Genomic DNA, 12,991 nt, shown 5'->3' on the forward strand with positions numbered 1-12,991 from the left:
CATGGGCATTCGCGCATTCCTCGACAAGATCGAGCATCATTTCGAAAAAGGCGGCAAATACGAAAAGTGGTACGCGCTGTACGAAGCAGCCGATACCTTCCTTTACCGTCCCGGCAGCGTTACCAAGACCACCGCTCACGTGCGCGACGGCATTGACCTCAAGCGCATGATGATCACCGTCTGGATGTGTACCTTCCCGGCGATGTTCTTCGGCATGTGGAACACCGGCTACCAGGCCAACCTGATCTTCGCGCAGAGTCCTGACGTGCTGGCGGCCCAGGAGGGCTGGCGCTTCGGTCTGATCGGCGCGCTCGCCGGTTTCGATCCGAACAGCCTCTGGGACAACTTCATCCAGGGCGCAGCCTACTTCCTGCCGATCTATGCGGTGACCTTCATCGTCGGCGGTTTCTGGGAAGTGCTGTTCGCCTCGATCCGCAAGCATGAAGTCAACGAAGGTTTCTTCGTCACTTCCGTGCTGTTCGCGCTGATCCTGCCGCCGACCATCCCGCTGTGGCAGGTCGCTCTGGGCATCAGCTTCGGCGTCGTGATTGGCAAGGAGATTTTCGGCGGTACCGGCAAGAACTTCCTGAACCCGGCGCTGACTGCGCGGGCGTTCCTGTTCTTCGCCTACCCGGCGCAGATGTCTGGTGATGCGGTCTGGACCGCGGTCGATGGCTATGCCGGCGCAACCGCGCTGAGCCTGGGCTTCGCCGGTGGCATCGAGAATGTCATCGAGAGCGGTATCACCTGGATGGACGCTTTCGTCGGCACCATTCATGGCTCGATCGGTGAGACCAGCACGCTGGCGATCTTCATCGGTGGCGTCATTCTGATCGGCAGCAAGATCGCCTCCTGGCGCATCGTTACTGGCGTGATGCTGGGCATGATCGGTCTGAGCACACTGTTCAACCTGATCGGCTCCGAGACCAATCCGCTGTTCGGTATGCCCTGGTACTGGCATATGGTCGTTGGTGGTTTCGCCTTCGGCATGATCTTCATGGCGACCGACCCGGTATCGGCTTCCATGACCAATACCGGCAAGTGGGTGTTCGGCATCCTCATCGGTGTGATGGTCGTGCTGATCCGTGTGGTCAACCCCGCCTTCCCGGAAGGCATGATGCTGGCGATCCTGTTCGCCAACCTGTGTGCGCCGCTGATTGACCATTTCGTCATTCAGGCCAATATCAAGCGGAGGCTGGCACGTAATGTCTAGTCAGAAAGAATCCACCGTTCGCACGCTGACGGTAGCCCTGCTGGTCTGCCTGGTGTGCTCCATCTTCGTGGCTGGCGCCGCCGTGGCGCTTCGTCCGACTCAGCAGGAAAACCGCCTGCTGGACAAGCAGCGCAGCATTCTGGCCATCGCCGGTCTGGGTGAGGCGGGCATGTCCGGCAATCAGGTCAAGCAGCTGTTCAACGAGCGCATCGTGGCTCGCCTGGTCGATCTGGAAACCGGCAAGTTCAGCGACGAGTTCGATGCCAAGACCTTCGATCCGCTGGCGGCAGCAAAGGATCCGCAGCTGTCCAAGCGCCTTCCTGGTGAGCAGGATATCGCCTCGATCAAGCGTCGCGAGCGCTACAGCACTGTTTATATCGTCGAAGGTCAGGGTGAGGGCGAAATCGATACGCTGATCCTGCCGGTTCGTGGCTACGGTCTGTGGTCGACGCTCTACGGCTTCATGGCTGTACAGGGCGATCTGGATACCGTCGCCGGCTTCGGCTTCTACCAGCATGGCGAAACGCCGGGCCTGGGTGGTGAGGTCGATAATCCGAAGTGGCGCGGCCAGTGGCCGGGCAAGGAGCTGTTCGACGACAACGGCAAGCTGGCCGTGCAGATCGTCAAGGGCGGCGTCGATCCGCAAAGCCCGCGCGCCACTCACCAGGTCGACGGCCTGGCGGGCGCGACCCTGACCAGCAACGGCGTCAATTCGCTGCTGCAGTTCTGGCTGGGCGAGAACGGCTTCGGTCCATTTATCGCTAATCTGCGCGCTGGGGAGGCTTGATCATGTCGCAACCCACTGTCAAAGAAGTTCTGCTCAATCCGATCTTCAATAACAACCCTATCGGCTTGCAGATTCTCGGAATCTGCTCGGCGCTGGCGGTCACCTCCAACCTGAACACGGCGCTGGTGATGTCCGTCGCGCTGACCCTGGTGGTGGCGTTTTCCAACCTGTTCATCTCGATGATCCGCAGCCAGATCCCCAACTCGATCCGCATGATCGTGCAGATGGTGATCATCGCCTCGCTGGTGATCCTGGTGGATCAGGTGCTCAAGGCCTATGCGTTCTCGCTGTCCAAGCAGCTGTCGGTGTTCGTTGGGCTGATCATCACCAACTGTATCGTGATGGGGCGTGCGGAAGCCTTCGCCATGCAGAACCCGCCGCTGCTGTCGTTCTTCGACGGGATCGGTAACGGTCTGGGCTACAGCGCGATGCTGATTGCGCTGGGTTTCATTCGCGAGCTGACCGGTGCCGGCAAGCTTATGGGTTACACCATTCTGCCGTTGGTAAATGACGGTGGCTGGTATCAGCCCAACGGCATGATGCTGCTGCCGCCATCGGCATTCTTCCTCATCGGTCTGTTTATCTGGGGCATCCGCGCCTGGAAGAAGGAGCAGGTCGAGAAGCCTGCCTTCAAGATGGCGCCGCAAGTCTCGAACAAGGAGGCTTACTAATGGAGCATTACCTCAGCCTGTTCGTCCGCGCCGTGTTCATCGAGAACATGGCACTGGCGTTCTTCCTCGGCATGTGCACCTTTATCGCGATTTCCAAGAAAGTGGAGACAGCGATTGGTCTGGGTATCGCGGTTATCGTGGTGCAGGCCATCACCGTGCCGGCCAACAACCTGATCTACACCTACCTGCTCAAGAGCGGTGCGCTGGCCTGGGCCGGCCTGCCTGAAGTGGACCTGAGCTTCCTTGGTCTGCTGAGCTACATCGGCGTGATTGCGGCCATCGTGCAGATCCTCGAGATGACCCTCGATAAGTACGTGCCCAGTCTTTACAACGCCCTGGGTGTGTTCCTGCCGCTGATTACCGTGAACTGCGCCATCATGGGCGGCACCCTGTTCATGGTCGAGCGTGATTACAACCTGGGCGAGAGCGTGGTGTACGGCGTTGGCTCCGGCCTGTCCTGGGCGCTGGCGATCGCTTTGCTGGCCGGTATCCGTGAGAAGCTGAAATACAGCGACGTCCCGGATGGTTTGCAGGGTCTGGGTATCACCTTCATCACCATCGGACTGATGTCGCTGGGCTTCATGTCTTTCTCTGGCGTACAGCTGTAAGGACGGGACGAACTGATGAGTTACGAAATTTTCCTCGCCATCGGTATGTTCACCGCCATCGTGCTTGCGCTGGTGGTGATCATCCTGGCAGCGCGCGCCAAGCTGGTTTCCAGCGGCGACGTGTCTATTGAAATCAACGGCGAGCGGACTATCACCGTACCCGCCGGCGGCAAGCTGCTGCAGACGCTGGCCTCCAACAACATCTTCCTCTCGTCCGCCTGCGGCGGCGGCGGCACCTGCGCACAGTGCAAATGCATCGTCGAGAGCGGTGGCGGCGAGATGCTGCCCACCGAGGAGTCGCACTTCACCCGCCGCGAAGCGGGCGAGGGCTGGCGCCTGTCCTGCCAGACTCCGGTCAAGGCGGACATGAAGATCGAAGTGCCGGAAGAAGTCTTCGGCGTGAAGAAGTGGGAATGCACCGTCGAGTCCAATCCGAACGTCGCGACCTTCATCAAGGAACTGACGCTCAAGCTGCCGGAAGGCGAGAACGTCGATTTCCGCGCTGGCGGTTACGTGCAGCTGGAATGCCCGCCGCATGAGGTGCGTTACAAGGACTTCGACATCCAGGAAGAGTACCGCGGCGACTGGGACAAGTTCGATCAGTGGAAGTACGTATCGAAGTGCGACGAGACCGTCATTCGTGCCTATTCCATGGCCAACTACCCCGAAGAACGCGGTCTGGTGAAGTTCAACATCCGTATCGCGTCGCCGCCGCCAGGCCGTGACGATATCCCGCCGGGCAAGATGTCGTCCTACGTGTTCAGCCTCAAGCCGGGTGACAAGATCACCGTTTATGGACCGTTCGGTGAGTTCTTCGCCAAGGACACCGACAACGAGATGGTCTTCATCGGCGGTGGTGCCGGCATGGCGCCGATGCGTTCGCACATCTTCGACCAGCTCAAGCGTCTGAAATCCACGCGCAAGATGAGCTTCTGGTACGGTGCGCGCTCGATGCGCGAAGCGTTCTACGTCGAAGAGTACGATCAGCTGCAGGCCGAGAATCCCAACTTTCAGTGGCATCTGGCGCTATCGGACCCGCTGCCGGAAGACAACTGGGAAGGCCCGACCGGCTTCATTCACAATGTGCTGTACGAGAACTACCTGAAGGATCACCCCGCTCCGGAAGATTGTGAGTTCTACATGTGCGGTCCGCCCATGATGAATGCGTCGGTGATCAAGATGCTCACCGACCTGGGCGTCGAGCCAGAGAACATTCTGCTCGATGACTTCGGCGGCTAGCATGATCCGAGCGTCACTGCGGCCTGTCTTCGCTGTCGTGTACCTCCAGCCCGTCATCGCTGTCGCTCTTGCGACAGCCCTGACGGGCTGTCTGTTTCAGGACAAGGTCGAAGTCTTTACCGGCCCCACGATGGGCAGCACCTATGCCGTCAAGTATGTTCGCGGTGGTGATGGCCCCTCCAAGGAAGAGCTGCATGGCGAGGTCGAAGTCATTCTCGGTGACGTCGACAAACAGCTTTCCACTTATCGCAACGATTCCGACGTCGAGCGCTTCAATGCCCTGCCTGCCGGCAGTTGCGAGCCGATGCCGGAGATGGTGCGTGAATTGGTCGCAGCAGGCGATCAGCTATCAGCCGACAGCGAGGGCGCATTCGATCTTACACTCGAGCCTTTGTTGAACCTCTGGGGCTTTGGTCCCCAGGGGCGTGGCGAACGCGTTCCGTCGACAGAGGATATCGAGGCGGCGAAAGCATTAACGGGCCACCGTCATTTGCGCATCGAGGGAGATCGGTTGTGCAAGGCTGCTGCAGTGCAGTTGGACTTCAACAGCATTGCTGCCGGTTACGCCGTGGATCGCGTTGTTGATCGCTTGAAGGCCCTGGGCGTGCAGAGCTACCTGGTGGAAATCACCGGTGAACTCAAGGCGGAAGGCCGCAAACCCGATGGTTCGCCTTGGCGCATTGCCATCGAGGCGCCCAGGGACGACCAGCGCGTTGCGCAAAAAATCGTCGAACTCGATGGTCTGGGCGTGTCCACGTCTGGCGACTATCGCAACTATTTCGAACAGGACGGCCGGCGCTATTCGCATACTCTGGACCCGCAGAGCGGTCGACCGATTGAGCATCATCTGGCGGCAGTAACAGTGATCGACAGATCGACTTTGCGCGCAGATGGATTGTCTACCGCGCTGATGGTGCTAGGCCCCGAGCGGGGGCTGGCATTGGCCGAGCGCAACGCGATTGCCGCTTTCTTTGTCGTCCGTGAAGGGCAGGGCTTCGCAACAATGAGCACCAGGGCTTTTGATGAGCTGTTCGGTGCGGGAGTAGAGCAATGACTTGGTTACTGGTTTTTGTGGTGATGCTGCTTGTGGTCTTCGGCATGGCCATCGGTGTGATCATGGGTCGAAAGCCCATCGCGGGTTCCTGCGGTGGCATCGCCAACTTGGGCATCGAGAAGGAATGTTCCATCTGTGGCGGAAGTCGCGAGAAGTGCGAGGAAGTGAACGAGGCGAAGAACGCGGGGAATACCGATCTCGCCTATGACGCCACCAAGCGTTGATGCGCCGCTCCGCTCGGGCGCTTGCCGTCGCACTTTGCCAAGTGCGACGGCAAGCGGTGCTCGAGAAGCTGGCGATGCTGCTTCCTTGACCTTCGGCGAATTTGTTGACAGCAGCGGTGTATCCCGCTGCGTTTTCAGGAGTGTATATGGCGGTCTATAACTACGATTTGGTTGTACTGGGTTCCGGTCCGGCCGGGGAGGGCGCGGCGATGAACGCCGTGAAGGCGGGACGCAAGGTCGCCGTGGTGGACAATCGACCGCTGGTAGGAGGCAACTGCACGCACCTGGGCACCATTCCGTCGAAGGCTCTGCGCCATTCGGTACGGCAGATCATGCAGTACAACACCAATCCGCTGTTCCGCCAGATCGGTGAACCACGCTGGTTTTCCTTCCCCGACGTGCTGAAAAGCGCCGAGAAAGTCATCAGCAAGCAGGTTACCTCCCGCACCGGCTACTACGCGCGCAACCGCATCGACACGTTCTTCGGTACCGCCAGCTTCTCCGACGAGCAGAGTGTGGAAGTTGTCTGCCTCAACGGGATGGTGGAGAAGCTTGTTGCCAGCCAGTTCGTCATCGCCACGGGTTCGCGCCCTTATCGTCCGGCTGACGTCGACTTCAGCCACCCACGTATCTACGACAGCGATACCATTCTCACTTTGAGCCACACGCCACGTCGGATGATCATCTACGGAGCCGGTGTGATCGGCTGCGAATACGCGTCCATTTTCAGCGGCCTTGGCGTGTTGGTCGATCTGATCGATAACCGCGAGCAGTTGCTCAGCTTCCTGGATGACGAGATTTCCGACGCGCTCAGTTATCACCTGCGCAACAACAACGTGCTGATTCGTCACAACGAAGAGTACGAGCGGGTCGAGGGCTTGGAGAATGGCGTCATTCTTCATCTGAAATCCGGCAAGAAGATCAAGGCCGACGCCTTCCTCTGGAGCAACGGGCGTACCGGTAATACCGACAAGCTTGGCCTGGAGAATATCGGTCTCAAAGCCAACAGCCGCGGACAGATTCAGGTCGACGAGCATTACCGCACCGAGATCGGCAACATCTATGCCGCAGGCGACGTGATCGGCTGGCCGTCGCTCGCCAGCGCTGCTTATGATCAGGGCCGCTCAGCGGCGGGCAGCATCGTCGAGAATGACTCCTGGCGCTTCGTTGATGATGTGCCAACCGGCATCTACACCATCCCCGAGATCAGCTCGATCGGCAAGAACGAGCGGGAACTGACCCAGGCCAAGATCCCTTATGAGGTCGGCAAGGCCTTCTTCAAGAGCATGGCGCGGGCGCAGATTTCCTTCGAGCCGGTGGGCATGCTGAAGATACTGTTCCACCGCGAGACGCTCGAAGTGCTCGGCGTGCATTGCTTTGGCTATCAGGCGTCGGAGATCGTGCACATCGGCCAGGCGATCATGAATCAGAAGGGGCCGGCGAACAGCATCAAGTACTTCGTCAACACCACCTTCAACTACCCAACCATGGCCGAAGCCTACCGGGTCGCAGCGTTCGACGGCCTTAACCGGCTTTTTTGAGCGGCTCCGGCCGCCGGCCTGAGGCGGCTGGAGAGGTTGGCGACTCCCGCGACTGGCATTGGCCAAACCGGGAGAGCTTCTGATCAGGTAAGAGGAATCCGGCAGCGCTCTGGCTGCCGGGTATTCTTGATGTTCGAGGCTCGCTGTCAGGAACGCGCCAGCGTGCTGACCGCCAGGCCGGGGTAATCGGTGATCAGACTGTCGACTCCGAAGTCTGCCAGGCGGCGCATCAGCGCAGGCTCGTTTACCGTCCACACCGATACATGCAGGCCCTGTTTGCGGGCTTTTTCCAGGCGCTCCGGCGTGCACAGTGTCCACTTCAACGCCAGTAGCTCACAGCCGTACTGACGGGCCACCTTGAGTGGATCGAGCCAGCTGTATTCTGCGACCAGGCCTCGCGATATTTCCGGTGCGAGCCGGTTCAGTGCGCGCAGCACTTCGCGCGAGCTGGACGTCACGGTAATGCGGTCGAGCAACCCATGACGCGCGGCCAGTTCTTTGATGGCCATCACCGTGCGAGCAGCGCGCACTCTCGACGCGCTCTTGACCTCCAGCTGCCAATGCTCGAAATCGCACTTCTCAAATAACTCGCTCAGCCTGGGTATGGGGCAGGGCACCTTCCAGCCAGGCCCTCCCAATCTGGCGTCGTAGTTCACCAGTTCCTCGGCGTCATGCTGGGCCACTTTGCCCCGGCGACCGGTGGTGCGTTTGAGGGTCGGATCGTGAATGACCAGCAGTTCGCCGTCTTGGGACAGGTGCAGATCGAGCTCGCAGCGACGTACGCCATGCTGCAAGCACTGCTGGAAGCTCACCAGCGTGTTTTCCGGCGCTTCGCCCTTGGCGCCGCGATGGCCATAGATGAGTGTCACGGTTGTAGGTTTTCCTTGGGTGGTGATGGGATACGTTGGTGATGGCGCACGCTGTTGATGACCCGGTCGCCTTCGAAGTACACCGAAAACTCCCGGTAATCCCAGCGGCTGATCGGCGGTTGGCCGACGGCGGGACGCTCCTCATCAGCCAGGCCGAAGCGATCGAGCACCAGGTTCTTCGAGTCGCCACGGGCCGGCATCGGCATGTCGGGCAGGCCCTGCTGGCCAACCGGAATGCGAATGTCTTCGGCGAAAAGGGCGGGGCTGAATGTCAGCGCGAACAGTAGGGTTGCCAGGCGGCGCATCGATCAATCTCCTTGCAGGCTTTCCAGGGCCAGACGCCGCTCCAGCGCCTGTTTCTGCAGGATATGCCGTGCAAGCAGCTGCCGCTGTGCATCAGTCAACGCTTCGAACTCGGTACCGATGTCATAGCGTCCGTCCTCCATGGTCGTGCAGTAGATGACGCGAGCCGCAAGCAGCAGGCCGAGTCCTTGTGGTAGCAGAACCAGCTTGAGCGTAAGAACCGTTCCTTCTGCCTGTGGCTGGTCGCAGGCGAAGCTGATACCGCCTTCGGAAAGCACCACCGGTTGCGGAGCGCCTTGATCTTTCAGCAGGTCCTGCGCCAGGGCCTGGCCCAGCAGTTCGATTCGTTTGTTCTGCACCTTCAGGTAATTGGCCAGCGTTCGGTTGCTTTCGGCAATCTGACGCAACAAATGCTGTGCTTCGAAATCGAGCTGGTGCAGTTCGCCGAGCAGGCTGAAAAGCGCTGGCAGAGGCTCGTTAGCCTCGGTGTGGTCCGGGTTTGCCGGCATGATTTCCAGTGCCACACGATCCTCGATACGGTAGTATTCGCGGCGTTCTTCAGTGTCTTGTGTCGGCATGGCGGTACCCGGATAGCAGTAATGGCCAGAGTGTATCAGGCCCCGTGGTTGCGTCAGCTGCATGTTGTTTTTCCCGCCAGCGAACCCGTCGATTTATGTTCAGACCGCTGTCCGTATACATCGGTGCGCGTTACACCCGCGCCAGACGTCGTAGCCTCTTCGTCTCCTTTATCTCCCTGACGTCCATGATCGGCCTCGCGCTTGGTGTGCTGGTAATGATCGTGGTGCTGTCTGTGATGAATGGCTTCGATCACGAGATGCGCACCCGTGTGCTCGGCATGGTGCCGCACGCGACCATCGAAAGCCCGACGCCGATCAACGACTGGCAGTCGCTGGGTGCGCGCCTCGAAGGCCATCCGCAGGTCTCTGCCAGTGCGCCTTTCATTCAGAGCCAGGGGCTGCTGACGCATCAGGGGCAAGTCACCAAAATCTTGATCAATGCCGTGGACCCCAAGGCCGAACGGCAGGTCTCGATCATCGATCAGTTCTTCCGCGAAGGTTCGCTGGATGACCTGGCCGCTGGTGATTTCGGCATCGTCATCGGCGACAAGGCCGCCGCCAAGCTCGGGGTTGGTGTAGGCGACAAGATCACCTTCGTCGCGCCCGAGGTCACTGTGACTCCGGCAGGCATGTTCCCGCGCATGAAGCGTTTCACTGTGACTGGCATCTTCCATGTTGGCGCAGGTGAGATTGACGGCTATGTCGCGCTGGCGAACATAGCCGACATGGCGCGCCTGCAGCGTTGGCAGCCGGACCAGGTGCAAGGCCTGCGTCTGCGTTTCGACGACCTGTTCCAGGCGCCGCGGATTGCCTGGGAGCTGGCCGGTCAGCTCGGCGATGATTTCTATTCCCGTGACTGGACCCGTACCCACGGCAACCTTTACCAGGCGATCCGCATGGAGAAGGCCATGATCGGACTGTTGCTGCTGCTGATCGTGGCGGTGGCGGCGTTCAACATCATTTCGACGCTGGTGATGGTGGTGACCGACAAGCGTGGGGACATTGCCATCCTCCGTACGCTGGGGGCGACGCCGCAGCAGATCATGGCGATCTTCATGGTGCAGGGTACGGTGATCGGCGTCGTCGGCACCTTGGTTGGGGCGCTGCTGGGTATGTTCGCAGCGGTCAATGTCAGCAGCTGGATCGCTGCCCTGGAGCGGCTGATCGGCCACAAGTTTCTCAGTGCGGATGTCTATTTCATTGACTACCTACCTTCACAACTGATGGCTGCCGATGTCATTCAGGTCTGTGTTGCCGCGCTGGTCCTTAGCTTCCTCGCGACTCTTTATCCGGCCTGGCGCGCCGCACGCACCCAGCCGGCTGAGGCGCTACGTTATGAGTGAACAGGTTATGAACGAGTCTTCGCAAAAGCACGCGGTGCTGAGCTGCCGCAATCTCGGCAAGCGCTATGAGCAAGGCCCGGAATCGGTGGAGGTGCTGTCCGGACTTCAGCTGGAGCTGTTTCCAGGGCAGCGCGTGGCTATCGTCGGCAGCTCCGGCTCGGGCAAGAGCACGCTGCTGAATCTGCTTGGCGGCCTGGACACGCCCAGCGAGGGCAGCGTCTGGCTGGCTGGCGAAGAGCTTTCGGCCCTCAACGAGAAGGACCGGGGGCTATTGCGTAATCGGGCACTGGGTTTCGTCTATCAGTTCCACCATCTGCTCGCAGAGTTCACGGCGTTGGAAAACGTCTGCATGCCGTTGTTGATCGGCCGTACGCCGATTCCTGAAGCACGTCAGAAGGCAGCCGCCTTGCTCACTCGGGTCGGCCTCGGGCATCGCCTCGAGCACAAACCGGCCGAACTGTCCGGTGGTGAGCGTCAGCGTGTGGCCATTGCCCGGGCATTGGTAAACGAGCCCGCCCTGGTATTGCTCGACGAGCCGACCGGCAACCTCGACCACCACACCGCGCAAGGTATCCAGGACCTGATGCTCGAACTCAGCAATTCCCTGCAGACCGCCTTTCTGGTGGTTACCCATGACCGCCAACTGGCCGCACAGATGGACCAGATCCTGCGTCTGGAAGACGGACGCCTGGTGGCTGAATGATGTTCAGGCCCCTGAGTGTCTTCATCGGCAGCCGCTATACGCGGGCCAAGCGACGCAACCATTTCATCTCGTTCATCTCGCTGACTTCGCTGATCGGCCTGGCGCTGGGCGTGCTGGCAATGATCATGGTGTTGTCGGTCATGAACGGGTTCCAGCGTGAAATGAGCGCGCGGATCCTCGGCATGGTGCCGCACGCCACCGTGATCGGCGATCAGCCGCTGGATGATTGGCAGGCAGTCGCGGCGCGTCTGTCGGCGCATTCACAGATCGTCGGTATGGCGCCGGTTACGCAGCTCGAGGGCATGTTGTCATTCAAGGGCAGCATGCAGCCGATCCAGATCAGCGGCATCGACCCGCAGGCGGAAGCGCAGGTATCCATCTTGGGCGAGCGACTGGTCGGTGGCAGCCTCGATCAGCTGAAGCCAGGCGAGTTCGGTGTGATCATCGGCCTGATGACAGTCCGGCGGTTCGGGCTGAAGCTGGGCGACAAACTGACGTTGATCGTGCCGGAAGTCAGTTCGACACCCGGAGGCGTGACGCCGCGTATGCAGCGTCTGAATGTCGTCGGTGTGTTCAAGGTCGGAGCCGATCTGGACGGCAGCCTGGGGATGATCCACCGCGCCGACGCCGCACAGATCCATCGATGGGCACCGGAGCAGGTCCAGGGCGTGCGGCTCAAGTTGAGCGATCTGTATCGTGCACCGGAAGTGGCTGCGCAGGTTGGCGCCACGCTGGGCGACGGTTACCGAGTGGAAGACTGGTCGTACACCCAAGGCAGCTTGTTCAGCGCGATGAAAATGGAAAAGACCATGATCGGCTTGTTGCTGATGCTGATCGTCGCGGTGGCGGCCTTCAACATCATCGCAACGCTGATCATGGTGGTAGCCGACAAGCGCGCCGATATCGCTATCCTGCGCACCCTGGGCGCAACGCCGCGGCAGATCATGGCGATCTTCATGGTGCAGGGCAGTATCATCGGGTTCAGCGGCACCGTGATTGGCGTCGTCCTCGGCGTACTGGGTGCGTTGAATGTCAGCGAACTGGTTAACTGGCTGGAAAAAGTCTCCGGCCAGCATATCTTCAGTTCGGACGTTTATTTCATCAGCACCCTGCCATCGGAGTTGCGTCTGGAGGATGTGGTGCTGGTATCGGTAGCGGCATTGAGCCTGAGCTTTCTTGCCACCCTCTATCCGGCATGGCGTGCGGCGCAGACTCAGCCAGCCGAGGCGTTGCGCTACGAGTAATTCCTCTACCGGCGGCCGTTCTGCCGCCGGCGCCAGCTGCGACCAACCCACCAACGCCAGTAGGCTTGGGTGAAGGCGTAACCGAGAATCGCGAGAATGATCCCGGTAACGAGGGACCCGAGATACAGTGGCTGCCAGTTGTGTTCCAGCATGTGCCGTACCCAGGCCAAGCTCAACTCGGCGGGCATGTTGTTGGCCGGCGTGTCGAGCAGCCAGGTCCCGACCTTGTAGTTGCAGTAGAACACCGGTGGCATGGTCAGTGGATTGGTCAGCCAGACCAACCCCACCGCGATCGGCAGGTTCGCTCTCGCAGGCAATGCACACAAGGCTGCGGCGAGCATCTGCAGCGGCATCGGAATCATTGCCCAGAACAAACCGATCGCCATGGCGCGCGCTACCGAGTGCCGATTGAGATGCCAGAGATTGGGATCGTGAATCAGCGCGCCGAGAAAGCGCAGCGACTTGTTAGTCTTGATGCGATCAGGGTGCGGCATGTAGCGTTTGAAAAAACGACGCGGCATGAAGGTTCTCTGGCAGGCAGCAGCCCGGCGATTATGCCTCGAATCGCAGTGCGACGCTGACAGTAGTTTTGTGACATTAGGTCTACGCCTGCG

15 protein-coding genes are annotated in these 12,991 nt (G+C 60.1%); 11 read left to right on the forward strand and 4 right to left on the reverse strand.

Annotated elements, in window-relative coordinates:
* Window position 1: 1 nt before the first annotated feature.
* The 8 genes from PSEST_RS08090 to sthA all read left to right on the forward strand — a co-directional run bounded on the left by PSEST_RS08090 (window position 2) and on the right by sthA (window position 7,337).
* Window positions 2-1,213 carry an NADH:ubiquinone reductase (Na(+)-transporting) subunit B gene (locus tag PSEST_RS08090; protein ID WP_015276512.1) on the forward strand — a complete coding sequence of 404 codons (1,212 nt, stop codon included), beginning with the start codon at window positions 2-4 and terminating at the stop codon, window positions 1,211-1,213.
* Window positions 1,206-2,000, forward strand: a complete 795-nt coding sequence (locus tag PSEST_RS08095; protein ID WP_015276513.1) for a Na(+)-translocating NADH-quinone reductase subunit C — start codon at window positions 1,206-1,208, stop codon at window positions 1,998-2,000. The genes PSEST_RS08090 and PSEST_RS08095 overlap by 8 nt, the downstream gene beginning before the upstream one ends.
* Window positions 1,997-2,671, forward strand: coding sequence for an NADH:ubiquinone reductase (Na(+)-transporting) subunit D (locus tag PSEST_RS08100; protein WP_177412648.1), 675 nt, complete (start codon window positions 1,997-1,999; stop codon window positions 2,669-2,671). Before PSEST_RS08095 ends, PSEST_RS08100 begins: the two co-directional genes overlap by 4 nt.
* Window positions 2,671-3,279, forward strand: a complete 609-nt coding sequence (gene nqrE / locus PSEST_RS08105; protein WP_015276515.1) for an NADH:ubiquinone reductase (Na(+)-transporting) subunit E — start codon at window positions 2,671-2,673, stop codon at window positions 3,277-3,279. The genes PSEST_RS08100 and nqrE overlap by 1 nt, the downstream gene beginning before the upstream one ends.
* Window positions 3,280-3,291: 12 nt before the next feature.
* On the forward strand, window positions 3,292-4,518 hold the full coding sequence (gene nqrF / locus PSEST_RS08110) for an NADH:ubiquinone reductase (Na(+)-transporting) subunit F (protein ID WP_177412656.1): 1,227 nt from the start codon (window positions 3,292-3,294) through the stop codon (window positions 4,516-4,518).
* A gap of 130 nt (window positions 4,519-4,648) precedes the next feature.
* Window positions 4,649-5,572, forward strand: a complete 924-nt coding sequence (locus PSEST_RS08115; protein WP_041756954.1) for an FAD:protein FMN transferase — start codon at window positions 4,649-4,651, stop codon at window positions 5,570-5,572.
* Window positions 5,569-5,796, forward strand: a complete 228-nt coding sequence (gene nqrM / locus PSEST_RS08120) for a (Na+)-NQR maturation NqrM (RefSeq protein ID WP_015276518.1) — start codon at window positions 5,569-5,571, stop codon at window positions 5,794-5,796. The genes PSEST_RS08115 and nqrM overlap by 4 nt, the downstream gene beginning before the upstream one ends.
* A 146-nt stretch (window positions 5,797-5,942) precedes the next feature.
* On the forward strand, window positions 5,943-7,337 hold the full coding sequence (sthA, locus tag PSEST_RS08125; protein WP_015276519.1) for a Si-specific NAD(P)(+) transhydrogenase: 1,395 nt from the start codon (window positions 5,943-5,945) through the stop codon (window positions 7,335-7,337).
* A gap of 146 nt (window positions 7,338-7,483) precedes the next feature.
* Here sthA and PSEST_RS08130 read toward each other — a convergent pair whose 3' ends face one another.
* From PSEST_RS08130 to PSEST_RS08140, 3 genes are read right to left on the reverse strand one after another with little or no spacing between them, the layout of a single operon-like run.
* Window positions 7,484-8,206, reverse strand: a complete 723-nt coding sequence (locus tag PSEST_RS08130; RefSeq protein WP_015276520.1) for a glycerophosphodiester phosphodiesterase — start codon at window positions 8,204-8,206, stop codon at window positions 7,484-7,486.
* On the reverse strand, window positions 8,203-8,511 hold the full coding sequence (locus PSEST_RS08135) for a hypothetical protein (RefSeq protein WP_015276521.1): 309 nt from the start codon (window positions 8,509-8,511) through the stop codon (window positions 8,203-8,205). Before PSEST_RS08135 ends, PSEST_RS08130 begins: the two co-directional genes overlap by 4 nt.
* A gap of 3 nt (window positions 8,512-8,514) precedes the next feature.
* Entirely contained in the window at window positions 8,515-9,150 is a 636-nt protein-coding gene (locus PSEST_RS08140; RefSeq protein ID WP_015276522.1) for a PilZ domain-containing protein, read from the reverse strand.
* Window positions 9,151-9,182: 32 nt separating this feature from the next.
* Here PSEST_RS08140 and PSEST_RS08145 point away from each other — a divergent pair, with 32 nt between their 5' ends.
* From PSEST_RS08145 to PSEST_RS08155, 3 genes are read left to right on the forward strand one after another with little or no spacing between them, the layout of a single operon-like run.
* Window positions 9,183-10,430 carry a lipoprotein-releasing ABC transporter permease subunit gene (locus PSEST_RS08145; protein ID WP_015276523.1) on the forward strand — a complete coding sequence of 416 codons (1,248 nt, stop codon included), beginning with the start codon at window positions 9,183-9,185 and terminating at the stop codon, window positions 10,428-10,430.
* Window positions 10,431-10,437: 7 nt separating this feature from the next.
* Entirely contained in the window at window positions 10,438-11,133 is a 696-nt protein-coding gene (gene lolD, locus PSEST_RS08150) for a lipoprotein-releasing ABC transporter ATP-binding protein LolD (protein ID WP_041756548.1), read from the forward strand.
* Window positions 11,133-12,377, forward strand: a complete 1,245-nt coding sequence (locus PSEST_RS08155; RefSeq protein WP_041756550.1) for a lipoprotein-releasing ABC transporter permease subunit — start codon at window positions 11,133-11,135, stop codon at window positions 12,375-12,377. The genes lolD and PSEST_RS08155 overlap by 1 nt, the downstream gene beginning before the upstream one ends.
* A gap of 5 nt (window positions 12,378-12,382) precedes the next feature.
* Here the strand turns inward: PSEST_RS08155 and PSEST_RS08160 are convergent, their stop codons facing one another.
* Entirely contained in the window at window positions 12,383-12,898 is a 516-nt protein-coding gene (locus PSEST_RS08160; RefSeq protein WP_015276526.1) for a DUF2062 domain-containing protein, read from the reverse strand.
* Between the last annotated feature and the right edge of the window lie 93 nt (window positions 12,899-12,991).

This window comes from Stutzerimonas stutzeri RCH2 (genome assembly GCF_000327065.1).
Taxonomy (GTDB): Bacteria; Pseudomonadota; Gammaproteobacteria; order Pseudomonadales; family Pseudomonadaceae; genus Stutzerimonas; species Stutzerimonas stutzeri_AE.